This is a genomic window from Sphingomonas sp. TX0543 (assembly GCF_048565505.1).
Classification (GTDB): domain Bacteria; phylum Pseudomonadota; class Alphaproteobacteria; order Sphingomonadales; family Sphingomonadaceae; genus Sphingomonas.
Genome location: NZ_JBLZUS010000002.1, coordinates 2,905,756 through 2,930,334 on the forward strand (window position 1 = coordinate 2,905,756; position 24,579 = coordinate 2,930,334).

The 24,579-nt window shown below is 64.4% G+C and carries 26 protein-coding genes; 4 read left to right on the forward strand and 22 right to left on the reverse strand.

Annotated elements, in window-relative coordinates; all coding sequences use genetic code 11:
• Positions 1–5: 5 nt before the first annotated feature.
• From nuoN to ACM61V_RS14660, 20 genes are all read right to left on the reverse strand, one after another.
• Positions 6–1,466: an NADH-quinone oxidoreductase subunit NuoN gene (gene nuoN / locus ACM61V_RS14565; RefSeq protein WP_137786381.1), complete on the reverse strand. Its 1,461-nt coding sequence runs from the start codon at positions 1,464–1,466 to the stop codon at positions 6–8.
• A complete protein-coding gene (locus ACM61V_RS14570) occupies positions 1,466–3,007 on the reverse strand; it encodes an NADH-quinone oxidoreductase subunit M (protein ID WP_137786382.1) in 1,542 nt (513 codons plus the stop codon). Before ACM61V_RS14570 ends, nuoN begins: the two co-directional genes overlap by 1 nt.
• Before the next feature lie 10 nt (positions 3,008–3,017).
• The gene (nuoL, locus tag ACM61V_RS14575; RefSeq protein ID WP_137786383.1) at positions 3,018–5,051 is read right to left on the reverse strand and encodes an NADH-quinone oxidoreductase subunit L; all 2,034 of its coding nucleotides are present in this window, start codon (positions 5,049–5,051) and stop codon (positions 3,018–3,020) included.
• A 3-nt stretch (positions 5,052–5,054) separates the two neighbouring features.
• Entirely contained in the window at positions 5,055–5,357 is a 303-nt protein-coding gene (gene nuoK / locus ACM61V_RS14580) for an NADH-quinone oxidoreductase subunit NuoK (protein WP_137786492.1), read from the reverse strand.
• An 8-nt stretch (positions 5,358–5,365) separates the two neighbouring features.
• A complete protein-coding gene (locus tag ACM61V_RS14585; RefSeq protein ID WP_137786384.1) occupies positions 5,366–5,980 on the reverse strand; it encodes an NADH-quinone oxidoreductase subunit J in 615 nt (204 codons plus the stop codon).
• 48 nt (positions 5,981–6,028) lie between these two features.
• Positions 6,029–6,514: an NADH-quinone oxidoreductase subunit NuoI gene (gene nuoI / locus ACM61V_RS14590; protein ID WP_137786385.1), complete on the reverse strand. Its 486-nt coding sequence runs from the start codon at positions 6,512–6,514 to the stop codon at positions 6,029–6,031.
• 2 nt (positions 6,515–6,516) lie between these two features.
• On the reverse strand, positions 6,517–7,536 hold the full coding sequence (gene nuoH, locus ACM61V_RS14595; protein WP_419714269.1) for an NADH-quinone oxidoreductase subunit NuoH: 1,020 nt from the start codon (positions 7,534–7,536) through the stop codon (positions 6,517–6,519).
• Positions 7,537–7,589: 53 nt separating this feature from the next.
• Positions 7,590–9,590: an NADH-quinone oxidoreductase subunit NuoG gene (gene nuoG / locus ACM61V_RS14600; RefSeq protein WP_137786387.1), complete on the reverse strand. Its 2,001-nt coding sequence runs from the start codon at positions 9,588–9,590 to the stop codon at positions 7,590–7,592.
• On the reverse strand, positions 9,590–10,909 hold the full coding sequence (gene nuoF, locus ACM61V_RS14605) for an NADH-quinone oxidoreductase subunit NuoF (RefSeq protein ID WP_137786388.1): 1,320 nt from the start codon (positions 10,907–10,909) through the stop codon (positions 9,590–9,592). Before nuoF ends, nuoG begins: the two co-directional genes overlap by 1 nt.
• Positions 10,906–11,586 (reverse strand): complex I 24 kDa subunit family protein, encoded by a 681-nt coding sequence (locus ACM61V_RS14610; protein ID WP_419714088.1) that lies wholly within the window; start codon positions 11,584–11,586, stop codon positions 10,906–10,908. Before ACM61V_RS14610 ends, nuoF begins: the two co-directional genes overlap by 4 nt.
• On the reverse strand, positions 11,586–12,800 hold the full coding sequence (locus ACM61V_RS14615; protein ID WP_137786493.1) for an NADH-quinone oxidoreductase subunit D: 1,215 nt from the start codon (positions 12,798–12,800) through the stop codon (positions 11,586–11,588). Before ACM61V_RS14615 ends, ACM61V_RS14610 begins: the two co-directional genes overlap by 1 nt.
• Positions 12,801–12,835: 35 nt before the next feature.
• On the reverse strand, positions 12,836–13,636 hold the full coding sequence (locus ACM61V_RS14620) for an NADH-quinone oxidoreductase subunit C (RefSeq protein ID WP_419714089.1): 801 nt from the start codon (positions 13,634–13,636) through the stop codon (positions 12,836–12,838).
• Entirely contained in the window at positions 13,633–14,190 is a 558-nt protein-coding gene (locus ACM61V_RS14625) for a NuoB/complex I 20 kDa subunit family protein (protein ID WP_137786391.1), read from the reverse strand. The genes ACM61V_RS14620 and ACM61V_RS14625 overlap by 4 nt, the downstream gene beginning before the upstream one ends.
• On the reverse strand, positions 14,187–14,561 hold the full coding sequence (locus tag ACM61V_RS14630) for an NADH-quinone oxidoreductase subunit A (RefSeq protein ID WP_137786392.1): 375 nt from the start codon (positions 14,559–14,561) through the stop codon (positions 14,187–14,189). The genes ACM61V_RS14625 and ACM61V_RS14630 overlap by 4 nt, the downstream gene beginning before the upstream one ends.
• Before the next feature lie 156 nt (positions 14,562–14,717).
• Positions 14,718–15,530, reverse strand: a complete 813-nt coding sequence (locus ACM61V_RS14635) for an inositol monophosphatase family protein (protein WP_419714090.1) — start codon at positions 15,528–15,530, stop codon at positions 14,718–14,720.
• Between the two features lie 46 nt (positions 15,531–15,576).
• Positions 15,577–16,140 carry an elongation factor P gene (gene efp, locus ACM61V_RS14640; protein ID WP_137786394.1) on the reverse strand — a complete coding sequence of 188 codons (564 nt, stop codon included), beginning with the start codon at positions 16,138–16,140 and terminating at the stop codon, positions 15,577–15,579.
• A gap of 97 nt (positions 16,141–16,237) precedes the next feature.
• Complete coding sequence (gene thiE, locus ACM61V_RS14645) at positions 16,238–16,924, reverse strand: thiamine phosphate synthase (protein ID WP_137786395.1); 687 nt, start codon at positions 16,922–16,924, stop codon at positions 16,238–16,240.
• A gap of 124 nt (positions 16,925–17,048) precedes the next feature.
• Positions 17,049–17,711 (reverse strand): DsbA family oxidoreductase, encoded by a 663-nt coding sequence (locus tag ACM61V_RS14650; RefSeq protein WP_137786396.1) that lies wholly within the window; start codon positions 17,709–17,711, stop codon positions 17,049–17,051.
• Positions 17,708–18,154, reverse strand: coding sequence for a DUF488 family protein (locus ACM61V_RS14655; protein ID WP_137786397.1), 447 nt, complete (start codon positions 18,152–18,154; stop codon positions 17,708–17,710). The genes ACM61V_RS14650 and ACM61V_RS14655 overlap by 4 nt, the downstream gene beginning before the upstream one ends.
• Positions 18,126–18,755 (reverse strand): lysoplasmalogenase family protein, encoded by a 630-nt coding sequence (locus ACM61V_RS14660; protein WP_137786398.1) that lies wholly within the window; start codon positions 18,753–18,755, stop codon positions 18,126–18,128. Before ACM61V_RS14660 ends, ACM61V_RS14655 begins: the two co-directional genes overlap by 29 nt.
• Positions 18,756–18,829: 74 nt before the next feature.
• On the opposite strand from ACM61V_RS14660, the gene trmFO reads away from it, so the two are divergent.
• Positions 18,830–20,137, forward strand: a complete 1,308-nt coding sequence (gene trmFO / locus ACM61V_RS14665) for a methylenetetrahydrofolate--tRNA-(uracil(54)-C(5))-methyltransferase (FADH(2)-oxidizing) TrmFO (protein WP_137786399.1) — start codon at positions 18,830–18,832, stop codon at positions 20,135–20,137.
• Here trmFO and ACM61V_RS14670 read toward each other — a convergent pair.
• Both ACM61V_RS14670 and ACM61V_RS14675 read right to left on the reverse strand, forming a co-directional pair.
• A complete protein-coding gene (locus ACM61V_RS14670) occupies positions 20,134–20,592 on the reverse strand; it encodes an EF-hand domain-containing protein (protein ID WP_137786494.1) in 459 nt (152 codons plus the stop codon). The genes trmFO and ACM61V_RS14670 overlap by 4 nt on opposite strands.
• Positions 20,593–20,660: 68 nt before the next feature.
• Positions 20,661–21,305: a hypothetical protein gene (locus ACM61V_RS14675; protein WP_137786400.1), complete on the reverse strand. Its 645-nt coding sequence runs from the start codon at positions 21,303–21,305 to the stop codon at positions 20,661–20,663.
• Positions 21,306–21,385: 80 nt separating this feature from the next.
• On the opposite strand from ACM61V_RS14675, the gene ACM61V_RS14680 reads away from it, so the two are divergent.
• From ACM61V_RS14680 to ACM61V_RS14690, 3 genes are read left to right on the forward strand one after another with little or no spacing between them, the layout of a single operon-like run.
• Positions 21,386–23,260, forward strand: coding sequence for a TadE/TadG family type IV pilus assembly protein (locus ACM61V_RS14680; protein ID WP_137786401.1), 1,875 nt, complete (start codon positions 21,386–21,388; stop codon positions 23,258–23,260).
• Positions 23,257–23,844 (forward strand): TadE/TadG family type IV pilus assembly protein, encoded by a 588-nt coding sequence (locus tag ACM61V_RS14685; RefSeq protein WP_137786402.1) that lies wholly within the window; start codon positions 23,257–23,259, stop codon positions 23,842–23,844. Before ACM61V_RS14680 ends, ACM61V_RS14685 begins: the two co-directional genes overlap by 4 nt.
• Positions 23,835–24,569, forward strand: a complete 735-nt coding sequence (locus ACM61V_RS14690) for a TadE/TadG family type IV pilus assembly protein (protein ID WP_137786403.1) — start codon at positions 23,835–23,837, stop codon at positions 24,567–24,569. Before ACM61V_RS14685 ends, ACM61V_RS14690 begins: the two co-directional genes overlap by 10 nt.
• Positions 24,570–24,579: the final 10 nt, after the last annotated feature.

The following is a 24,579-nucleotide window of genomic DNA, read 5'->3' on the forward strand; positions in this document are numbered from 1 at the left end:
ATGCGTCAGAACAGCGCCTTCGCCGCCGCCGTCGTCCAGCCGCCGAGTAGCGGGATGGCGAGATACCCGAGCGGCGATACCAGCGCGGCCGTTAGCGCGATTAGCCCGCCCTCCAATCTGTCGCCGGGGCCGAACTCACCGACGGGCTCGTCGAAATACATCGTCTTGACGACGCGCAGATAATAATAAGCGCCGATCACGCTCATCGCGATGCCGACCACAGCCAACGGGAACAGGCCAGCGGCCACCGCCGCGTAGAATACCGCGAACTTCGCGTAGAAGCCGAATAGCGGCGGAATGCCCGCCAGGCTAAACATGAACACGGCGAGCGCAAACGCGAGGCCAGGCCGTGTTCGTGACAGACCAGCCAGCGATGCGATCGTCTCGACCGGCTGGCCGTCCGCATCCCGCATCTGGAGCACGACGAGGAAGGAGCCGAGCGTCATGACGATATAGATCGCCATGTAGGTAAGCACGGCGGAAACGCCTTCGGGCGTACCGGCGGCCAGGCCGACAAGCGCGAAACCGACGTTGTTGATCGAGGAGTACGCCAGCAGCCGCTTGATGTTCTTCTGTCCGATCGCCGCTACCGCCCCGAGCAGGATCGAGAGAAGCGCGGCGACGATCACGATCTGGCGCCACTGCGTATCCGCGGGGCCCATCGCCTCCACCGCAACGCGCACGGCAAGGCTCATGCCGGCCACTTTCGGTGCGGAGGCGAAGAAAGCCGTAACCGGCGTTGGCGCGCCCTCATACACGTCGGGCGTCCACATGTGGAACGGCACCGCGGATATCTTGAAGGCCAGACCCGAGAATACAAATACCAACCCGAACAGCAGCCCCAATGACTTGCCGCTGCCGGTGAGCGGCGCAGCCGCATATGCGCCCGCAATCTCATCGAACAGGGTCGATCCGGTGAAGCCGTAGACCAGGCTGATGCCATACAATAGAATGCCGCTCGCCAGCGCGCCGAGCACGAAATACTTGAGCCCAGCTTCGGCCGATCGTGCATCGCGCCGCATGAAACTGGCCAGAACATAAGCCGCCAGGCTCTGCAATTCGAGGCCGACGTACAGGGTAAGCATATCCGCGGCGGATACCATGATACCCATCCCGACCGCCGAAAGCAGGATCAGCACCGGATATTCTGGCCGCAAGTCGTCCCCGACCGTCCTCTGGAAGAAGCCCGGCGCAAGCAGGATCGCGACAGCGGCCGCCACGTAGATCAGCGCCTTGGAGAAGGCCGCGAAAGCATCAGCGCGATACATGCCGTCGAACGCGCTGCCCCCCGCCGAGGCGGGCCCGACCAGCGCAATGCCCGCGCCTGCGAGCACCGCCACCGCGGTCCACGAGATCGCGCGCGTCGCGTTCGGACCTGTCCAGGCGGCGACCATCATCAGCGCGAGGGCGCCCAGCGACAGCACCACCTCCGGCAATGTCATCGAGAGTTGAGCGGCGTAATTCATCAGTGCGCCTCCCCACGCGCGGCGGATTCGGCATGAGCGGCGGGAATTGCAACCTTCCCCCTGGTCGGCAGTGAGTCACCGGCGGGCCTAGCACGATCGATCCGCGCAAGCAGGGCCTGCGTGTCCTTGCGCATCGGCGCGAGGAAGCTTTCCGGATAGACGCCCATCCACATCACCACCGCCGCTATTGGCGCCAGCAACCACAGCTCGCGCTTCGACAGATCCGGCATGGCGCGCACATCATCAGACTTGATCTCGCCAAACACTACGCGGCGATAGAGATAGAGCATGTAGGCAGCGCCCAGAATGATGCCGGTGGTGCAGAGCAGCGTGATCGTGGTGGATACCTGATAGGTGCCCATAAGGCTGAGCAACTCGCCGACGAAGTTCGAAGTGCCCGGCAAACCGATCGACGCCATGGTGAACAGCAGGAACAGTACCGCATACCGCGGCATGTTGATCGCAAGCCCACCGTAGCGGGAGATCTCTCGCGTATGCAGCCGATCGTAGATCACGCCGACGCAGAGGAAGAGCGCGCCGGAAACCAGGCCGTGGCCCAGCATCACCATCATGGCGCCTTCGATGCCCTGCGCGTTGAACGCGAACAGACCGATCGTGACGATCGCCATATGCGCCACCGACGAATAGGCGATCAGCTTCTTCATGTCCGACTGCACCAGCGCCACCAGGCTCGTGTAGATCACCGCCACCGCGGACAATCCGAAAACAAGCCAGACGAGCTGCGCCGATGCCTCCGGAAACATCGGCAGGGAGAAACGCAAAAAGCCGTATCCGCCGAGCTTCAATAGCACACCGGCCAGGATCACCGACCCGGCGGTGGGCGCCTGAACGTGCGCATCGGGCAACCAGGTGTGAACGGGCCACATCGGCATTTTCACCGCAAAGGATGCGAAGAAGGCCAGCCACAACCAGGTCTGTATATGCGGCGGGAAATCATATGCCATCAGCGCCGGGATCGAAGTCGTGCCCGCGGTGATGCTCATGTAGAGCATCGCGATGAACATCACGACCGAGCCAAGCAGCGTATACAGAAAGAACTTGTACGACGCGTAGATCCGGTTCGCGCCCCCCCAGATCCCGATGATCAGATACATCGGGATCAGGCCCGCCTCGAAGAAGATGTAGAACAGGAACAGATCCTGCGCCGCGAAAGTGCCGATCATCAGCACTTCGGTGAACAGGAACAGGCTCATATATTCCGGGACGCGCTTTTCGATCGCCTCCCACGACGCTCCGATGCAGATCGGCATCAGAAAAACCGAAAGTTCGATCAGCAGCAGCGCGAAGCCGTCGATACCAAGCGACCAGCCAAACCGGCCGAACACCTGCGCATGCTCGACAAACTGCCACTGCGCCCCACCGACATCAAAGTTCAGCCAAAGCAGCACGCCCAGTGCGAGATTGACGAGCGTTGCCCCCAGCGCAAGCAGACGCGCCTGCGGTGCGGACAGGAACAGGCACGCGACCGCCGCCAGCGCGGGCACCAGCAGCATAACGGAGAGGATTGGAAAGCCGTTCATCTGCCCCACCTCAACCCGCAACGACCCAGGTGACCGCGGCGGTAAGCCCGATCAGCATGACGAACGCATAAGTATACAAATACCCTGTCTGAACACGGGAGGCGACGCGACTTCCTATCTGAACCACCCATGCCGAGCCATTCGGCCCGAAGCGATCGATCGTTCCCTCATCGCCCTTGTGCCACAGCAGGCGGCCGATGGCGAAAGCGGGGCGGACGAAAAGCAGATTGTACAGCTCGTCGAAATACCATTTGTGATAGATGAAATCGTACAGCACCTCGAACGTGGCGGTGAAGCGCGCCGGGATGTCCGTGCGGACGATGTACGCCAGGAGCGCGCCCGAGAAGCCGAGCAGCATCACAACCGTGGCCGCCAGCTTCACCCAGATTGGCACGCCATGCATCGCGTGCATCAGATGCTCGTTGAACGCGATCGCGCCGCGCCAGAAATGCTCGCCAGCCGTCGGCTCGATGAACCAGCCGTGGAACACGAAGCCCGCCGCCACCGCGCCCATCGACAGCACGATCAGCGGGATAAGCATGTTGAGGGGGCTTTCATGCGGGTGATAGCCGGCCGTGCCGTCGCCGTCGCTGTGGACATGCGCATCGTGGTGGGCATGATTGTGGCCATGCCCGTGCCCGTGCGCATCATGCACCGCGTGCTGGATATGCTCCGACTGCGCCCAGCGCGGCTTGCCCCAGAAGGTCAGGAACATCAGCCGCCACGAATAGAAACTGGTCAGCAGCGCCGCGAAGATTCCAGTCCAGAATGCACCCGGCTGGCCGGCCGCCCAGGCAGCTTCAAGGATACCGTCCTTGGAATGATAGCCGGCGAACCCGCCTACGCCGTAGATACCGACCCCGGTTATCGCCAGCGTACCCAGCAGCATCGCCAAGAAAGTAACCGGAATGTGCCTGCGCAGCCCACCGTAATAGCGCATGTCCTGCTCATGGTGCATCGCGTGGATCACCGAGCCAGCGCCGAGGAACAGCAGCGCCTTGAAGAAAGCATGCGTGAACAGGTGAAACATCGCCGCACCGTAGGCGCCGACGCCAGCCGCGAAGAACATGTAGCCGAGCTGAGAGCAGGTCGAGTAAGCGATGACGCGCTTGATGTCGGTCTGCGTCGTGCCGATCGTCGCAGCGAAGATACAGGTCGCGGCTCCAACAGCGGTGACCACATGCAGCGCAGTCTGCGACGTTTCGAACATCGGCGACAGGCGGCAAACCATGAACACGCCCGCCGTCACCATCGTTGCGGCATGGATCAGCGCGGAGACCGGCGTCGGGCCTTCCATCGCGTCCGGCAGCCAGGTGTGCAGGCCGAGCTGCGCCGACTTGCCCATCGCACCAACGAACAGCAACAGGCAGAGCACTGTCATCGTATCGAAGCGGTGCCCCAGAAAGCCGATCGTCGAACCGGCCATGCCAGGCGCGGCGTGGAGAATTTCCGGGATCGAGACGGTGTTGAACACCAGATAGGTGCCAAAGATACCGAGCATGAAACCCAGATCGCCCACCCTGTTCACGACAAACGCCTTGATCGCCGCGGCATTGGCGCTGGGCTTCTTGAACCAGAAGCCGATAAGCAGGTAGCTGGCGAGACCTACGCCTTCCCAGCCGAAGAACATCTGGATCAGATTGTCCGCGGTCACGAGCATGAGCATCGCGAAGGTGAACAGCGAGAGATAAGCGAAAAAGCGCGGCTGATCCGGGTCATCCGCCATATAGCCCCAGCTATACAGGTGGACGAGTGCCGACACGGTTGTGATGACGACCAGCATCACCGCCGTCAGCGCGTCCACGCGCAGCGCCCAGCTCGCATCGAACGAACCGGAAGTAATGAAGTGCAACACCGGGGTGACGCTCGCGCTCAGGCCGCCGGTCATGAAGCCGATGAAAATCGGCCAAGACAAAGCGCACGAGGCAAAAAGCGCGCCCGTCGTCAGCGATTTGGCGACGGTGTTGCCGAGCGCACGGTTGCCCAGCCCGGCAATCGCCGCCGCCAGCAGCGGCAGGAAAACGATGAAGAGGATCGAAGTCACGCTTTATCCCTTCATCCGGCTGGGATCATCGACCGAGATCGACCCGCGGCCGCGGAAGAAGATGACGAGGATCGCCAGACCGATCGCGGCTTCGCCAGCAGCGACGGTCAGCACGAACATCGCGAACACCTGCCCGACAAGATCGTGCAACGCTGCAGAAAAAGCCACGAGATTGATGTTCACCGCGAGCAGTATCAGCTCGATCGCCATCAGGATGACGATGATGTTCTTGCGGTTGAGAAAAATGCCCAGCACGCCCATCGTGAAAAGGATAGCCGCCACGACAAGATAGTGGATGAGGCCGATAGAGCCGCTCACAATTGCACCCCCCGCCCCACGTCGGGCCGAACATTACGCGTCGCTTCGTCTGGCCGTCGCGCGATCTGGCGCGCGACATTCTGCACCCTCACGCCCTTGCGCTCGCGATGGGTCAGCACGATCGCACCGATCATCGCTACCAACAGCACCAGGCCGGCGCCCTCGAACACGAACAGATAGCGCGTGTACAGCAGATTGCCGATTGCCTGGATGTTGGGGATCGTCGATCCCTCCACCGGCGCAGCGCGGCGTGCGAGATCGATCCCCCCGGCGCTCCACGCGCCGATGCCGATCAGTATCTCGCAAACCAGCGCCACCGCGAGCGCCAGCCCGATCGCCGCATAACGGACGAACCCGGCGCGCAGCTCGGTGAAATCGATATCGAGCATCATCACGACGAACAGGAACAGCACCGCGACCGCGCCGACATAGACGATGACGAGCAGCATCGCGATAAACTCGGCGCCGACCAGCACCATCAGCCCCGCCGCGTTGAAGAACGCGAGGATCAGCCAGAGCACCGAATGGACCGGGTTGCGCGACGAGATCGTCATCGCGCCCGAAAGCAGCACGACGATCGCAAAAAGATAGAAGGCGAAGGCCTGTATCACCGGCCGTTCTCCGTCAGAATCATGAAAGCCCCCGAATGCACTGCGCGCCTACCTGTATGCCGCATCGGCGGCAAGATTGGCCGCGATCGCGCGCTCCCAACGGTCACCGTTGTCGAGCAGCTTGGCCTTGTCGTAGATCAGTTCCTCGCGCGTCTCGGTCGCGAACTCATAGTTCGGCCCCTCGACGATCGCGTCGACCGGGCACGCCTCCTGGCAGAGGCCGCAATAGATGCACTTCGTCATATCGATGTCGTAGCGCGTGGTGCGGCGGCTGCCGTCGTCGCGCGGCTCGGCCTCGATGGTGATCGCCTGCGCGGGGCAGACCGCCTCGCACAATTTGCACGCGATGCAACGCTCCTCGCCGTTCGGATAGCGGCGCAGCGCATGTTCGCCACGGAAGCGCGGGGAAACCGGATTGCGCTCGAACGGATAGTTGATCGTGGCCTTCGCCTTGAAAAAATACCTCAAGGTCAAGGCGTGCGCCTTCACGAACTCCCAGAGCGTGAAGGCCTTGATCGTCGACGCGATACCCATCGTCAAAACCCTACCCGCTGCCACATCAGGACACCGGAAACGAGGAACACCCAGAACAGCGAAACCGGCAGGAAAACCTTCCAGCCCAGCCGCATCAGCTGGTCGTAGCGATAGCGCGGAACCGTCGCCTTCACCCAGCTGAACACGAAGAAGAAGAACAGGATCTTGGCGAACAACCAGATGATCCCCGGCACGGCATATAGCGGCGCCCAATCCAGCGGCGGCAGATACCCGCCCCAGAACAGGGTGGCGTTCAGCGTGCACATCAGGATCACGTTGGCATATTCACCGAGCCAATAGAGCGCGAAGCTCATCGACGAATATTCGGTCTGATAGCCTGCGACCAGTTCGCTTTCCGCCTCGGTCAGATCGAACGGCGCGCGCTGCGTCTCCGCCAGCGAGGAGATGAGGAACATCACCGCCATCGGGAACAGCAAGGGATTGAGGAAGAAGCCGTTGATCGGCGTCCCCAATACGCCTCGCTGCGCCTCAACGATGCCGGTCAGGTTGAACGTACCCGCCCACATCACGATCGAGATCAGGATAAAGCCGATTGCGACTTCGTAGCTAACCATCTGCGCCGCCGCGCGGATCGCCGAGAAGAACGGATATTTCGAGTTGGACGACCAGCCGGCCAGGATGATGCCGTATACCCCCAGCGACGACGCTGCGAGCACATAGAGCAATCCGACATTGATATCGGCCAGCACCACGCCAACCTGAAACGGCACCACCGCCCACACGATCAGCGCCACCGTGAACGTGATGATCGGCGCCAGAATGAATAGGCCGCGATTGGCCGCCGCCGGAACGATCGTTTCCTGAAGGAAGACTTTCAACCCGTCCGCGAACGACTGGAGCAGACCGAACGGCCCCACCACGTTCGGGCCACGCCGCAGCGCCATCGCCGCCCAGATCTTGCGATCGGCGTAGATGATCATCGCCACGGCCAACATCAGCGGAAGCGCGATGACGAGAATTCCGATGATGGTCGCGAGAAACCATGCCCACTCGTAGCTCATCGCCACGTGCAATGCCGGGATTCCGAGAAAATTGAAGTTCTGGAAAAACTCGGTCACTCCGCCGCCTCCGCGAAGGTCTCGCCATGCACAAGCTCGGCCGAGCAGCGCTGCATCGTCGGTGACGCCCGGCAGATGGCGTTGGTGAGGTAGAAATCCTTTATCGGATAACCGGCCAGCACGCCTTCCGCCTGTGCCGTCAGCGCGGGCGGGTTCCACGGGAATGTCACCAGGCCAGTGTTCGCCAGATCGGGGCAGTCCACGGCCATCGCCGCCCGAAGTTCTTCCAGCGTGTCAAACGGCAGTGTCTTGCCGAGCTTCTCGGAAAGAGCGCGCAGGATCGTCCAATCCTCACGCGCATCGCCGGGCGGAAACACCGCACGCTCGCCGCGCTGCACGCGACCTTCGAGGTTAACCCAAGTACCCGACTTCTCGGCGTAGCTTGCGCCCGGCAGCACGACATCCGCATGATGCGCACCGGCGTCACCATGGTGACCGATATAGACCTTGAACCCCCCGAACCTGCCGAAGTCGCACTCATCCGCACCGAGGAAGAAGGAGAGCTTCGCGCCATAAAGGTCGGAGATTCCGCCCTTCTGCGCATAACCAAGCATCAGCCCGCCCATCCGGCTGGCTGCCATATGGACGACGTTGAAACCATTCCAGCCATCCTTGATGAGACCAAGCGGCTCGATCAACGCCAGCGCGGCGCCATGCGCGCCCTTCATCGCGCCGCCGCCAACGATTACCATCGGCCGAGCGGCCTTCGCGAACGTCTGGGTCAGTGTTTCGGGCAACTTGCCCAGCACACCCAGATCATCTCCCAGCCATTCGACCTTGTAGGTAAGGTCGGTTTCAGGCCCGACCGCAAACACCTTCGCGCCTTTCTTGATCGCCTTGCGAACACGGGTGTTCACGAGGCTGGCTTCCCAGCGCAGGTTGGTGCCGACCAGCAGGATCGCGTCCGCCGTCTCGACTCCCGCGATCGTGCTGTTGAAATTCACCGCCGCGAGGCTGGACGTATCGTAGTCCATTCCCGTTTGTCGGCCTTCGAGCAGCGACGAACCCAACGACTTCGCCAGCGCCTTGGCCGCGAACATCGTCTCGCAATCGATCAGATCGCCGGCAACGATCGCTATGCTGTCGCCTGCTTCCTTCGTCACGTCTGCGATTGCCGCGAACGCCTGGTCCCAGCTCGCCTCCACGAGCTTGCCGTCGCGCCGCACGAACGGGCGATCGAGCCGGCGACGCACAAGCCCATCGACCGCATGGCGCGTCTTGTCGGTCGCCCACTCCTCGTTCACGTCCTCGTTGATACGCGGCACGCAGCGCAGCACCTGCCGGCCACGGCTGTCGAGGCGGACGTTGGTGCCGACCGCATCCATGACGTCGATGGTAAGCGTCTTCCTCAGTTCCCAAGGGCGCGCCTCGAACGCGTAGGGCTTCGAGGTGAGCGCGCCGACAGGGCACAGATCGACCACATTGCCGGAAAGCTCGCTGGTGACAGCCTCCTCCAGATAGGAGGTGATCTGCATGTTTTCGCCGCGGTAAAGCGCGCCGATTTCCTCGACGCCGGCCACTTCCTCCGCAAAACGGATGCAGCGTGTGCACTGGATACAACGGGTCATCACCGTCTTGACGATCGGCCCCATGTATTTCTCAGTAACCGCGCGCTTGTTTTCATGAAAGCGCGAGGATCCACGGCCATAAGCGATCGATTGATCCTGCAGATCGCACTCGCCGCCCTGATCGCAGATCGGGCAATCGAGCGGGTGGTTGATAAGCAGAAATTCCATCACGCCCTCGCGGGCGTTCTTCACCATCGGCGTGTTGGTGAAAATTTCCTGATTGTCCGCCGCCGGCAGCGCGCAAGAGGCCTGCGGCTTGGGCGGCCCGGGCTTCACCTCGACCAGGCACATGCGACAATTGCCCGCGATCGAGAGCCGTTCATGATAGCAGAAGCGCGGGATCTCCTTGCCGGCAAGCTCACACGCCTGCAGCACGGTGGCGCCCTGCGGCACCTCGATCTCTACGCCGTCGACTTTGACCTTGGGCATTATTCGGCAGCTTCCTGCATGCGGACGGCATCGCCGCCCTTACGCTCGTTGATGCGACGTTCCAGTTCGGGGCGGAAATGGCGGATAAGACCTTGGATCGGCCACGCGGCAGCATCGCCCAGCGCGCAGATCGTGTGGCCCTCCACCTGCTTGGTCACTTGCTGAAGCATGTCGATTTCGCCGATGTCGGCATCGCCGGTGCGCAGGCGCTCCATCACGCGCCACATCCAGCCGGTCCCTTCACGGCACGGCGTGCACTGGCCGCAGCTTTCATGCTTGTAGAAATACGAAAGCCGGCTGATCGCGCGAATCACGTCGGTGGATTTGTCCATGACGATGATAGCGGCGGTGCCGAGGCCGGAGCCGACCGCTTTCAGCCCATCGAAATCCATCGGGCAGTCCATGATCTCCTTCGCCGGCACCAACGGCACCGAGGAGCCGCCGGGGATCACCGCGAGAAGATTATCCCACCCGCCGCGGATGCCGCCGCAATGCTTCTCGATCAGTTCGCGGAAGGAGACGCTCATCGCCTCCTCCACCACGCATGGCTTTTCGACATGGCCGCTGATCTGGAAGAGCTTGGTGCCCTTGTTGTTCTCGTTTCCGAAACTGGAGAACCATTCCGCCCCGCGTCGCAGGATCGTCGGCGCGACCGCGATGCTCTCCACGTTATTCACCGTTGTGGGGCAGCCATAAAGGCCCGCGCCGGCCGGGAACGGCGGCTTCAGGCGAGGCTGGCCCTTCTTGCCCTCCAGGCTTTCCAGCATCGCGGTTTCCTCACCGCAGATATAGGCGCCTGCACCGCGATGGACGAACACGTCGAAATCATAGCCGGAGCCGGCCGCGTTCTTGCCGATCAGCCCGGCGTCATAAGCCTCTGCCACGGCGGCGAACAGCGTCTCAGCCTCGCGGATATATTCGCCGCGGATGTAGATATAGGCCGCCCGCGCGCGCATCGCGAAGCCAGCGACCAATGCGCCCTCGATCAGCTTGTGCGGATCGTGGCGGATGATTTCGCGATCCTTGCACGATCCAGGCTCGGATTCGTCGGCGTTGATGACGAGGAAACTCGGGCGATCGGCGCGCGGCTCCTTTGGCATGAACGACCATTTCATGCCCGTGGGGAAGCCCGCCCCGCCGCGCCCGCGCAGGCCGGACGCCTTGATGACGTCGATGATCTTGTCCTGCCCGAGGTCGAGCAGCGCCTTGGTATTGTCCCAATCCCCACGCACCCGCGCGGCATCGAGCCGCCACGACTGATAGCCGTAGAGATTGGTGAAGATGCGATCCTTGTCGGTCAGCGAGGTGATCGCGCTCATGCGGCATTCCCCCACTCGGGCCGGTAATCGTGGTTCTCGCTCACCATCGCGGTCAGCGTGGTCGGGCCGCCCAGCGGCTCCACGGTATGGCGGCCCGGCTCCTGCGTTCCGGTCTTTGGCTGTTCGCCACGCTCCAGCGCCTCGAGAATGGCGATCGTGCGATCGTAATCCAGATCTTCGTAATTGTCGTCATTGACCTGCACCATCGGGGCGGACGAGCAATTGCCCATGCATTCCACCTCGGTTAGCGTGAACAGGCCATCGGGCGTGGTCTTGCCCTTGATGAGCCCCTTGTTCTTGCAAGCCCCAAACACATCGTCCGAGCCACGCAACATGCAGGGCGTAGTGCCGCACACCTGCACATGGAACCGGCCAACCGGCGCCAGGTTGAACATCGTGTAGAAGCTGGCGACCTCCAGCACGCGCATGTAAGGCACGCCGATCTCGCGCGCGACGAACTCGATCACCGGGATCGGCAGCCACCCTTGCGTATCAGTCTCCGCGCCGACCTGTCGCTGAGCGAGATCGAGCAGCGGGATCGAGCCGGATTGTTCGCGCCCCTTGGGGTAGCGCGCGAGGATCTCGTCCCGCTTCTTCGCATTCTCCTCGGTCCAGGCGAACGCGCCCCAGCGCGCGCGGACCTCTGCCTCATCTGGAATTTCTGGTGCGTCAGCCATTAACGATCACATTCACCAAAGACGATATCCATCGCGCCGAGAATGGCGGTCGTATCCGCAAGCATGTGGCCCTTGCACATCATGTCCATCGCCTGGAGATGGCTGAACGCGGTCGGGCGGATCTTGCAGCGATAGGGTTTGTTCGATCCGTCGGAAACGAGATATACGCCGAACTCGCCCTTCGGGCTTTCGGTCGCGACATACACTTCGCCGGCGGGGACGTGATAGCCCTCGGTATAGAGCTTGAAGTGGTGGATGAGCGCTTCCATCGAGCTTTTCATCTCGGCGCGCTTCGGCGGCACCACTTTGCGATCCAAACTCGCGACCGGCCCGTCCGGCATATCGTTGAGGCACTGCCGCATGATCCGCGCGGACTGGCGCACTTCCTCAACACGGACCATGAACCGGTCATAGCAATCGCCGCGCGTGCCGACCGGCACCTCGAAATCCATCTTCGCATAGGCATCGTAGGGCTGCGACTTGCGCAGATCCCACGGGATGCCGGAGCCCCGGATCATCGGGCCGGAGAAGCCCCATTTGATCGCATCGTCACGGCTGACCGTCGCGATATCGACGTTGCGCTGCTTGAAGATGCGATTGTCCGCGACGAGGCTGATCGCATCCTCGAACAGGCGCGGCAGGCGCGTGTCGAGCCAGTCCGCGATGTCGGTCAGCAGCTTGAGCGGCACATCCTGATGGACGCCGCCGGGCCGGAAATAGTTCGAGTGCATCCGGGCGCCGGACGCTCGCTCGAAGAAGTTCAGGCAATCCTCGCGGATTTCGAACAGCCACAGGTTCGGCGTCATCGCGCCGACGTCCATCACATGCGAACCCAGGTTCAGCATATGGTTAGAGATGCGGGTCAGTTCGGCGAAGAAGGTCCGCAGATACTGCGCGCGGGCCGGCACCTCCAGATCGAGCAGCTTTTCTACCGCGAGCACGAAGCTGTGCTCCATGCCCAGCGGGGAGCAATAATCGAGCCGGTCGAAATAAGGCAGCGCCTGGGCGTAAGTCTTGTATTCGATCAGCTTTTCCGTGCCGCGATGGAGCAGACCGATATGCGGATCGACACGTTCGACGATCTCGCCGTCCAGTTCCATGACAAGACGCAGCACGCCGTGCGCCGCCGGATGCTGTGGGCCGAAGTTGATCGTGTAATTCTGGATCGCGACATCGCCCGCGTCGGGGTGCGCGGCATCCGTTTCGTGCAGCATCTTTTCGAGCGCGGGATCGGTCGTCAGGGTGTCGGTCACTTCTCCGCTCCCTTGTCTTCGGCCGCATTCGGATGCGGCTTGCCTGCCCCCGTTTCGGCGGGCCACTGGGTGGATTTCGGCGTGGCCGCCGGTTGCGCCTTGCCGGATTCGGCGGCGTCAGCCTTGGCGATCTGGTCGGCATTCAGCGCCGTGGGCGCGCCCTTGGCTTCTGGCAGCCTGCCCTTCTCGTCGCCCGGCAGCACATATTCCGCGCCCTCCCATGGGCTCATGAAATCGAACGTCCGGAAATCCTGCGCCAGTTGAACGGGCTCATAGACGACGCGCTTCGCCTCTTCGGAATATCGCAGCTCGACGAAGCCCGAGAGCGGAAAATCCTTGCGCTGGGGATGGCCACGGAAACCATAGTCGGTAAGGATGCGGCGCAGATCGCGATTCCCCGCGAACAGCACACCGTACATGTCGTACACTTCCCGCTCGAGCCAGCCGGCGACCGGCCAGATGTCGGTGACCGACGGCACAGGCGCGTCTTCGGTCGCTGAAACATGTATTTGGATGCGGTGATTGCGCGTCAGCGAGAGCAGGCAGTAGACGACTTCGAACCGCTCCTCACGGTCCGGAAAATCAACCCCGGCGATTTCCATGAGCTGCTGATATTCTAGCCCCGTCGTGTCGCGCAGCGCGATCATTGCGTCGACAAGCCCCTCGCGTGTCACGAAAAGCGAAACCTCGCCCACCGCGTCGCGCGCATCGAGCAGCGCGGAACCGAGCGCCGCCCGCGCCGCATCAATCGTCGCGCCGTTCAGATCGGCCGCAAATGCCGGCGCCGGCGCCCTCATCGCTCGATGCTCCCGCTGCGGCGGATCTTCCGCTGGAGCTGCATGATGCCATAGAGCAGCGCTTCAGCGGTCGGCGGGCAGCCGGGGACATATATGTCCACCGGCACGATCCTGTCGCAGCCGCGGACTACGCTGTAGCTGTAGTGATAATAGCCGCCGCCGTTGGCGCAGCTGCCCATCGAGATGACGTATTTCGGCTCCGACATCTGATCGTAGACCTTGCGGAGCGCCGGCGCCATCTTGTTGCAGAGCGTGCCCGCCACGATCATCACGTCCGACTGGCGCGGCGACGCGCGCGGCGCGGCGCCGAACCGCTCCAGATCGTAACGCGGCATGTTGACATGGATCATCTCGACCGCGCAGCACGCGAGGCCGAACGTCATCCACCACAGGCTGCCGGTCCGCGCCCACTGGAACAGCTCCTCCGTCGAGGTGACGAGAAACCCCTTGTCGGTGAGTTCGCCGTTCAGGCCATCGAAGAACCCCTGATCGGGCGGCACGACGGCCTGCCCGCTGGGATCACGCAGCAGTTCGACCGGGCTGGAGATGCTCATTCCCAATCCAACGCCCCCTTCTTCCAGGCATAGGCAAGGCCGAGCGCAAGCTCGCCAATGAAGATCATCATGCTGATCCACGCCGTCCAGCCGAGCGAGAACACGCTCACCGCCCACGGATAGAGGAACGCGGCCTCCAGATCGAAGATGATGAACAGGATCGCGACGAGATAGAAACGCACGTCGAACTGCGCGCGCGAATCCTCAAACGCAGGAAAGCCGCACTCATATTCCGAAAGCTTTTCGGGCGTCGGATTATGCGCGCCCGTCAGGCGTGCGACGATCATCGGCAGGAACACGAACGCGCTGGAAAGCACGAGCGCGACGCCGAGAAACAGAAGGATCGGCAGATATTGTGACAGGTCGACCACGGGCATCTCGCATGTGCGAAAACTAATGGAGGCGCTTTAGGCGGATGGGTTCGCCCCGGCAAGCGCCGCAGCGGTGAGAATGAATCGCAACTACACGGTTTTCCCGCGATTTCCGCCACATGCTCCGCGCACGGAACGAAAAATTCGCGACCGATCCTAGCGCAGCGCGCCGGCAACCAGCTTGTGCAGCTTCGAATGAAGCGCATCATTGGCGGCAAGATATTCGTTGCGTTCGATCGGGCGATCACCCCCGCGGAAATCCGTGACGAAGCCGCCCGCTTCCTTCACCAGCAACATCCCGGCGGCGACATCCCAGATATTGAGATCACTTTCCCAATAAGCGTCGAACCGCCCGGCCGCCACCCAGGCAAGATCCAGCGCGGCCGAGCCGAGCCGGCGGATGCCGGCCACCTGCGGCGCGACCGCGCCGAAGATGCGCGTCCACTGGACGAAATCGCCATGCCCCATGAACGGGATGCCGGTGGCGACCAGCGCGTCGGACAGATCCCGCCGCGCCGAAACGCGCAGCCGCTCGGACTGCACCCAGGCGCCGCGCCCCTTCTCCGCCCAGAAGCTCTCATCGGTCAGCGGCTGATAGACGAGCGCCGTCGTCACCTCCCGCTTGCCATTCGTTATCGGCTCCTCGACCGCGATCGAGATGGCGAAATGCGGGATGCCGTGGAGAAAGTTAGAGGTGCCGTCGAGCGGATCGACGATGAAGCGCGGCTTGTTCGGATCGCCGGCGATCTCGCCGCGCTCCTCCATCACGAAGCCCCAGTCGGGCCGCGCCTTGGACAGCTCCTCATAAATGGTCTGCTCGGCACGCTGATCGGCCATCGAGACGAAGTCGGCCGGCCCTTTGCGGCTCACCTGAAGCTGCTGCACCTCGTTGAAATCGCGGCGCAGGCGCGGCGCGGCCTTGCGCGCGGCGCGCTCGACCACAGTGAACAGACCGGAATGGGATGGCATTGTAACTTACTCCCCCCTCCCGCCGGCGGGAGGGGCAAACTTCAAATCAGTCGGCGCGGCGGACGTAGGTCTGCTCGTACACGTCGACCACGATGCGGGTGCCGCTGGCGATATGCGGCGGCACCATGATGCGCACGCCATTGTCGAGGATCGCGGGCTTGTAGCTGGACGAGGCGGTCTGCCCCTTCACCACCGCATCGGCCTCGACGATCGTCGCCTCGATCGTATCGGGCAATTGCACGCTGATCGGCTCTTCGTCGTAAAGCTCCATCACCACGTCCATCCCGTCCTGCAGGAAGGCGGCGGCATCGCCGAGCAGATCACGCGGCAGCGTCACCTGATCGTAGGTGTCCTTGTCCATGAAGACGAGCCCGTCGCCCTCGGCGAACAGGAACTGGAAATCCTTGGTATCGAGCCGCACGCGCTCGACCGTCTCGGCGGAGCGGAAGCGGACGTTGTTCTTGCGCCCGTCGCGCAGGTTTTTCAGCTCCACCTGCATATAGGCGCCGCCCTTGCCGGGCTGGGTGTGCTGAATCTTCACGGCGCGCCAGATGCCGCCTTCATATTCGATGATATTGCCGGGACGGATGTCCACGCCGCTGATCTTCATGGATCTTGACCTGTTTGAAAGAGCGCGAGGAGCCGTTGCCGGCTCCGATGCCGCGCGATCTAGCGTGACAAGCGTCGTCCGGCAAGACGGCGGAAGGTCAGGCCGCGCCCAGCACCCCGGCGAACGCGCGCACCGCCGCCGCCTCGTCTCCGCCCCATATGGCGTTGCTGACCGCCACGAAGTCAGCGCCCGCCGCCACCAGCGGCGCCGCGTTCGCCGGGGTGATCCCGCCGATCGCGACGCATGGCAGCTCGAACAGGGCGGACCACCAGGAGAGGATCACCGGCTCCGGGTGATGCCGGACCTCCTTGGTATTCGTGGGATAGAAGGCGCCGAACGCCACATAATCGGCCCCCGCCTCGCCCGCCTCCATCGCGAGATGGCGACTGTCGTGGCAGGTCACGCCGATCTGCGCATTCGGGCCAAGTGCCGTGCGCGCCTCACGCGGATCGCCATCGTCCTGCCCGAGATGCACCCCGTCCGCGCCCAGCCGCCTGGCGAGGCTGATCGAATCGTTGACGATGAACGCCACCTCCCGATCCGCGCAGATGCGCTGAAGCGGCTCGGCCAGCTTCGCCGCCTGATGCTGGTCCACGTCCTTCACGCGGAACTGGAAGGCCGCCACCGGCCCGGCATCTAGCGCGCGCGCCAGCCGGTCGCCGAACCCGCCCGACACATCGGGCGGCGAGATGAGGTAAAGCTGGCATGGCGGCCGGCGCAGATCGCGCACGAACGCGGCGGCGAAATCGGGGTCGAGCGGGCCGAGCGGGTCTTCTTCGTCCATGCGCACGCCCTAGGGTCAGCGCGGCGCGGCTGCAACCACGCGGCGCATCGGCCCGCACCGCGCGCGGCTTCCAGCTGACCGGGGCCGAACGTCCCGAGCGCGATCGGGACAATCCCGCAGCTCCTCAGCCAACCGGCGTCGGCTGCTCCGCCGCGATGCGACGAATGGCGCGCTCATAGGCGGCGGGCTCCTGCGCGCCCTGGATGACATAGCGTTTGTCGACGATGATCGTCGGCACCGAGGTGATGCCGTTGTCGCGCCACTCATCCTCGGCGATGCGCACCTCGGCGGCATAGGTGCCGCTTTCGATCACCCCGCGCGCGGCGCCCGCGTCCAGCCCCGCCGTGCGCGCCGCATCCATCAGTACCGACGGGTCGCCCGGATCACGGCCCTCGGTGAAATACGCGCGGAACAGCAGGTGCGCGACCGCCAACCCGTGGCCCTCGCGCTGCGCATGCTCGATCAGGCGATGCGCGTCGAACGTGTTGTAGATACGCGCGCCCGGCCGCCGGACCATCTCGAACCCCAGCGCGGCGGCCATCGAGCGGATACGCTCCCGCACCTCGCCGCCACCGTCCGCGCGCGGGCCATATTTCTCGCGCAGATGCTCGCCGATATCCTGGCCGCCCGGCGGCATGTGCGGGTTCAGCTCGAACGGCTGGAGACGGATCACCGGCGCCACGACGTCGCCGGTCGCGTCGAGCGCGCGCTCCAGCCCCAGCAGCCCGATCACGCACCACGGGCAGACCACGTCGGAGATCACGTCGAAGGTCATCGTGCGGGTCATTGCATCACTCCGGGAACGAGGTGGACCACGGCGAAATCCCTTCCCTCGGCAGCGAGGAGCAAGGTGCGGTGGCAATGGCATGGATCGCGTTCAAAGCACAGCAGTGCGGACGGCGCTTCCCGAATCAGCGCGCGCATCTGCGCCGCGGCGGCTTGCGCTTCGGGCAGGGCGAGCTGGCCTTCATAGACCTCGCGCAGTGTTTCCACGTCACCCCTCTTCGCCGCATCGCGGCCGCGCTTGGGCGTGCCCAGCGCCTTCAGATGCACATAGCCGATCCCGACGCCCGCCAGTTCGGCGCTCAGCGGGGATTTCGAGAAACCGGGCCGGCGGGACAGCGGCAGCGCGCGCACGTCGATAACCCGCCGCACGCCGGCGCCTTGCAGGGCGGCGAGGAATTCGGCCATGGTCGTGGCCTCATAGCCGATGGTGAACGCGGTGGTCATGTCGATCACCCGTCAAGGTCGTGACGACGCCCCAGGCGATCAATGCCTGCCCGGCGAAATAGGTCGGCCAGACCAGCAGATGCGGCAGCATGCTGTGCGCCAGCACGCCCCGCCGCGCAAAGATCAGCAGATCGGACACGACGAACAGCCACGCGCCCAGCGCGACGATGGCGCGAGGGAAACGCGCGCTGCTCGCGCCGCCGGCCATCGCGCCAAGGCCAAGCGCATAGGCCACGACGCCCGGATCGGGCAGGATCATCGACGCCGCGCCCGCCACCGCGATTCCGCCCGCGAGGATCGCAAGCCACGGCGCACCGTTGCGGCGATAGAGAACGACTGCGATCAGATGCCCCGCGAGGAAGGCGAGCGCGCCCGTCTCCAGCCCCGCGACCTCCAGCAGCACGTCCCCCGCCGCGCCGAGCGCCATGACCGCGGCGATCAGGCGGCCGTCGGGGCCGGCGGCCCGGCGCGCTGCCCATAAGGCGAGCAGGGCGACGCCCGCCCCCTTCCACGCCACGATCGCCGGCCCGCTCCATCCCATGAGCACCGGCACCATGAAGCTGACACCGGCGACCAGCGCCGCGGCGAATCCTCTCCCCATAGCGATGTTGTAACGCGCAGCGACCGAAGCGCCAGCGGCTGGCGATCCGAGCCGTGCGGCGCTAACGCGCCCCGATGACCCACGACATTCACATCATCGGCGGCGGCCTCGCCGGATCGGAAGCGGCATGGCAGCTCGCCGAAGCCGGCTTGCGCGTCCGCCTGTCCGAAATGCGCGGCGGCGGCGACATGACCCCGGCGCATCAGGGCGACGCGCTGGCCGAGCTCGTCTGTTCGAACAGCTTCCGTTCCGACGATGCCGAGAGCAACGCGGTGGGGCTGCTGCATCAGGAGATGCGCGCGCTCGGCTCGCTCGTGATGCGTGAGGGCGATGCGCATCGTGTTCCCGCCGGGTCCGCGCTGGCGGTGGACCGCGACGGCTTTTCCGCCGGCGTCACCGCCGCGCTCGAGGCGCATGACAACATCACGATCGTGCGCGAGCGCATCGATACCCTGCCGGACGGACCGGCGATCATCGCCACCGGGCCGCTCACCGCACCGGCACTCGCCGAGGCGATCGGCGCGGAAACGGGCAAGGACGCGCTCGCTTTCTTCGACGCGATCGCGCCGATCGTCCACCGCGACTCGATCGACATGGACGTGGCATGGTTCCAGAGCCGCTGGGACAAGGGCGACGGCAAGGATTACATCAACTGCCCGCTCGACAAGGAGCAGTATGAAGCCTTCGTCGCCGGGCTGATCGCGGGCGAGAAGACGGAATATCGCGGCTGGGAGAACGTCCCCTATTTCGAGGGCTGCATGCCGATCGAGGTGATGGCCGAACGCGGGGCGGAAACGCTGCGCTTCGGCCCGATGAAGCCGGTCGGCCTCGATGATCCGCGCACCGGGCGCTGGCCCTATGCCGTCGTCCAGCTCCGGCAGGACAATGCCAGCGGAACATTGTGGAACATCGTCGGCTTTCAGACCAAGCTGAAGCACGCCGAGCAGGTGCGCCTGTTCCGCACCATCCCGGGCCTGGAACAGGCCGAGTTCGCGCGGCTGGGCGGGCTGCACCGCAACACCTTCCTGCGCTCGCCCGAATTGCTCGATGGCGAGCTGCGGCTGAAATCGCGCCCGAACATCCGCTTCGCCGGGCAGGTGACAGGCTGCGAGGGCTATATCGAGAGCGCGAGCATCGGGCTGCTCGCGGGGCGGTTCGCGGCGGCGGAACTGCGCGGGCGGCCGATCGCCGCGCCGCCGGTTGAAACCGCGCTCGGCGCGCTGCTGCATCACATCACCGGCGCCGCGGTCGCGGAGACCTATCAGCCGATGAACGTCAACTTCGGCCTGTTCCCGCCGATCGAGGGCCGGACCAAAAAAGCCGATCGCAAGCGCCTCTACACCGGGCGCGCCCGCACCGCGCTGGCGGACTGGCTGGCCTAGTCCTCGGGCGGGGCAGCAGGCGCCGCCGCGCACACGCACTTCGGCTTCGGATGGCGTTTGGGCGCGGTGGTGGCGAATTCGGCGCGATCGAGCGCGCCGGACCGATCACGATCCGCGCCGCCGAACCGGGTCGTCGTCTTGATCGCCCATTCGTCGAACGAGAGCTTGCCGTCGCCATTGGTGTCGAGCCTGGCGAAGGCCTTGCGACGCGAGGCGAGATATTCCTCCCGCGTGACCTTGCCGTCGCGATCCTTGTCGTAGCGATCGAAGCGCTTCTGCTCGCGCGTGCGCGCGCTGGCCTCCGGCACATCGGGCAAGGCATCGTCCTGCGGCAATGCCGCCAGCGCAGGCTGCGGCGGCAGCACCGCCTCGCGCGCCGCATCACCATGAAAGAGCACCCAGCCCGCCGCGACCATCAACAACGCCGCCACGCCGCCCACCGCATATCGCCACATATCGAAACCCCCCGGTGCCGGGGATGGTAAAGCCTCGCGCGCCAGACGCAACGGGCGGCGGCCTGCGATCAGCGCCCGGTCAGCCGATGCCACGCAAGCCGGGCGACACGCCTCGCGCCACCTTCGTGGGGCGGCACATCGAGATCGATACGCGCGAGATGCGCCAGCGCGCCAAGCGCACGGCCGCTGGCGCTCCAGTGCTGCGCTGTCGCCTGCGCCAGCAACGGTGCCGCCGCCGCGCGCGCGCGGCGCGCCAGCGCGGGATCGGCGGTGAGCAGCGCGAGATCGGCGAGCGCCCAGCCGCGGCCCGCCGCATCCACCGGGTCGTCGGCATGGATCGCGGCGGCGGCCAGCACGAACAGGCCACCGCGCGCGTGCGCAAACCCGGCGAGCGCGGCATCGTCGGGAGCATCGAGCAACAGCTGCCAGCCATCGACCATCGCCGCCGCCCGCGCGCCGTCCACCGCCGAAAGCGCGCGCAGGATCGGATTCGCGGGTGGCTGCGCCGATCGCAGCGCATCGTGCCACCAGGTGAGCCGCATCTGCGCCACCAGCGGCTCCTTCGTGCCGAGCGCGAGCCGCGCCAGCGTCACGTCCAGCGCGAACAGCGCGTGAAGCGTCTCGCCGCCCGTGCGGGCGTAGCCGAGCGCGAGCGCGCGATCGGGGCGATCGGCGGCAGGGTTAACGCCAAAGATTTCTGTCGCGTTTACCATTTCATTTGAGCCGCCATTAGCCGTGCCCGGTCCATGGCGTCGGTCCCGGATACCGGGAGGGACAGCTTAAGGTCGGGCGAATGCGTGCTGAAGAAGCAGATCGAGGGACATTTCTCAACCGCTTACGGCGTGATCGACGCGGCAACACGCTCGCGTTGATGGCGGCGATGCTGGTGCCGATGGCGGGCCTCGCAGGCTCCGCGGTCGATACCGCGCGGCTCTATCTCGTCAAGGTCCGGCTCCAGCAGGCATGCGATGCGGGGGTGCTCGCCGGGCGCAAGGCGATGATCTCGTCCCCGAACAATCTCTATGATAGCAACGCGCAGGCGCAGGCGGCCTCATTCTTCACGAATAATTTCACGTCCGGCTGGATGACGACGAACAATGTCTCCTTCAGCGCATCGCCGACCAGCGACAACCAGCTTGCCGGCACCGCCTCCGCGACGGTGCCGATGGCGCTGATGGGCATGTTCGGCATTGCGCCTTCCGCCCTGACGGTGAACTGCACCGCCCGCTACGACACCGCCGATACCGACGTGATGTTCGTGCTCGACAACACCGGATCGATGGCGTGTCCGCCGAACCAGCCCGATTCCTGCGGCCAGCCCACCCTTTCCTATACGCGGCCTGACGGCACGACCGGCTATTACGTTCAGCCGGCGAGCGGATCGCGCATCGCCGCGCTGCAAAGCGCGGTGATGACCTTCTACGATACGGTGGCGTCGACCATGGATCCGTCGAGCCACATCCGATATGGCTTCGTCACATACACTTCCACGGTGAATGCGGGCGGCGCGGTGACCTCGCTGTCGCCCGATTATATCGTGAACAACTGGACGTACGACACGCGGACGCCCGCACCGTCGCCATCCGGTGATGTGAACAACGGCAGCTCTTCGTCGGTCACGACGAGCGGCGTGTCGCAAACGACGTGCAACAACCAGGCGGGCCGCAGCCCGGCAAGCGGCTACAACGCCGGCACCGCGACCGTCTATACCACCTCCTGGAACAGCAACGGCAGCAAGTGCACCGTAACGACCCAGCCGGTCCGCATGTCGTGGATCTATGGCTATCAGTCGCTGGATACGAGCCAGTTGAAGCTCGGGAACACGATCACCGATCCGACGAAGATCACCGGCGCGCAGGTGAAATGGCAGGGCTGCCTGGAAGAACGTGACACGACCGTGTCGTCCACCTTCGACCCGACCAACCCGACGCCCGACATCGATCCGGATCTCGTCCCCACCAGCGACAGCACGCGCTGGCGGCCGATGTGGCCCGACGTGATCTATGCCCGCAACGGCGTGAGCGGAAACATCACCAAAAGCGGCAGCGGCCCGCCGGTGGGCGATACGGCCGCGCCCGGCAACAGCAGCACGGGTTATTATGCCTATGCCGACACGAAGCTGACCTACCTGTCGAGCGGCTTCATGGTCTGCGGCAAGCCTGTGTCGCGCATCAAGCCGATGAGCCGCAGCGATGTATCCAATTACGTCTATGCGTCGGATTTCGTGCCGTGGGGCGGCACGTATCACGATACCGGCATGATCTGGGGCCTGCGCCTGATATCACCGACCGGCCTGTTCGCGTCGGACACCACCGCATGGCCGAACCGCAATCCGCCGAACCGCTACATCGTGTTCATGACGGACGGCAACATGGCGACCAATTCCAGCATCTACGGGATGTGGGGATGGGAGCAATATGACAAGCGGACGACCGGCGGCACGCTGAACGGCGATACCGTTCACAACGCGCGCTTCCTTGCCACGTGTCAGGAGGCGAAGAACCGCAACGTCACGATCTTCGTCGTCAGCGTGAAGACGGCGCCCGATGCGAACCTCAATGCCTGCGCCTCGTCCGGCTCCGCCTATTTCGCCACCGATGCGGCGTCGCTGACGGCGGCGTTCCAGACCATCGCCAAGCAGGTGGCCATGCTGAGGCTTTCGCAATGATCGCGCTGTTCCGCCGCCTGAGCCGGGACCGGCGCGGCGTGACCATCGTGGAATTCGCGCTGGTCGCGCCGGTCATGCTGATCCTGCTGATGGGCCTGGGGGACATGCTCTATCAGGGCTACGTCCAGTCGGTGCTGACCGGCGCGGTACAGAAGGCCGCGCGTGACGCGACGATCCAGGGCAATGCGCAGAACACCGCCGCGCTCGATGCCAAAGTGACGTCGATGGTGCAATATATCGCGCCCGCGGCGACATTCGCCTCGTCCCGCAAGAGCTACGCCTATTTCGGCGCAGCGGCGCCTGAGCCGTTCATCGACACGAACGGCAACGGCGTGCGCGATCCCGGCGAATGCTATACCGACATCAACGGCAACAAGGCGTGGGATGCCGATCCCGGCGCGACGGGCCAGGGCGGCGCGAACGACGCCACGATGTATACGATGACCGTCACCTATCCACGGCTGTTTCCGGTCGCTTCGCTGATCGGCTGGCCGTCTACGCTGACGATCAGCGCGATGACGTTCCTGAAGAACCAGCCCTACGCCACCCAGGTTCAACCGACACAGGCCACCATATGCATCTGACCGCTCCCCGACCGCGCGGCGCCCGCGCGCTGCTTCACCGCCTTGCCAGCGATACCAGCGGGCTGGCGCTGCTCGAGTTCGCATTTTCGATGCCGCTCGTTCTCGGCATGGGGATGTATGCGCTCGAGGCGGGGAATCTCGCGCTGGCGAACCTGCGGGTCAACCAGATCGCACTGAATCTGGCGGACAACGCCTCACGCGTCGGCCTTACCAGCCCGCTCTCGATCCAGCAGATCCGCGAGTGGGACATCAACGACGTGCTGCAGGCGGCACGCGTGCAGGGCTCCGGCATCGGCCTGACGAGCAACGGGCGGATCATCATCTCCAGCCTCGAAAACGTCCAGCAGAGCTATGATAGCGCCCCCACGCAGCGTATCCACTGGCAACGCTGTGTCGGGTTAATGAGCGGCACCGGATACGATTCATCCTACGGCACCACCTCGGCCGCCGCCGGGACCGATGCGACGAGCGGCAACCAGGGAACACCGGCGCCCTCCGGGATGGGCGATCCCACCGCGCTGGTCAACGCGCCGTCCGGCGCCGGCGTGATGTTCGTCGAGCTGAATTTCAAATACAAGCCGCTCGTCACCGCGTATTTCGTCGGCATCCCGCGTATCCATTATGTCGCTTCATTCGTCGTGCGCAGCGACAAGCGCGATTATGCGCAGATCTACAACCCGACACCGGCCGCGCCGCGCTCTACCTGCGACAAATATTCCGCCTGAACGCCCGCGG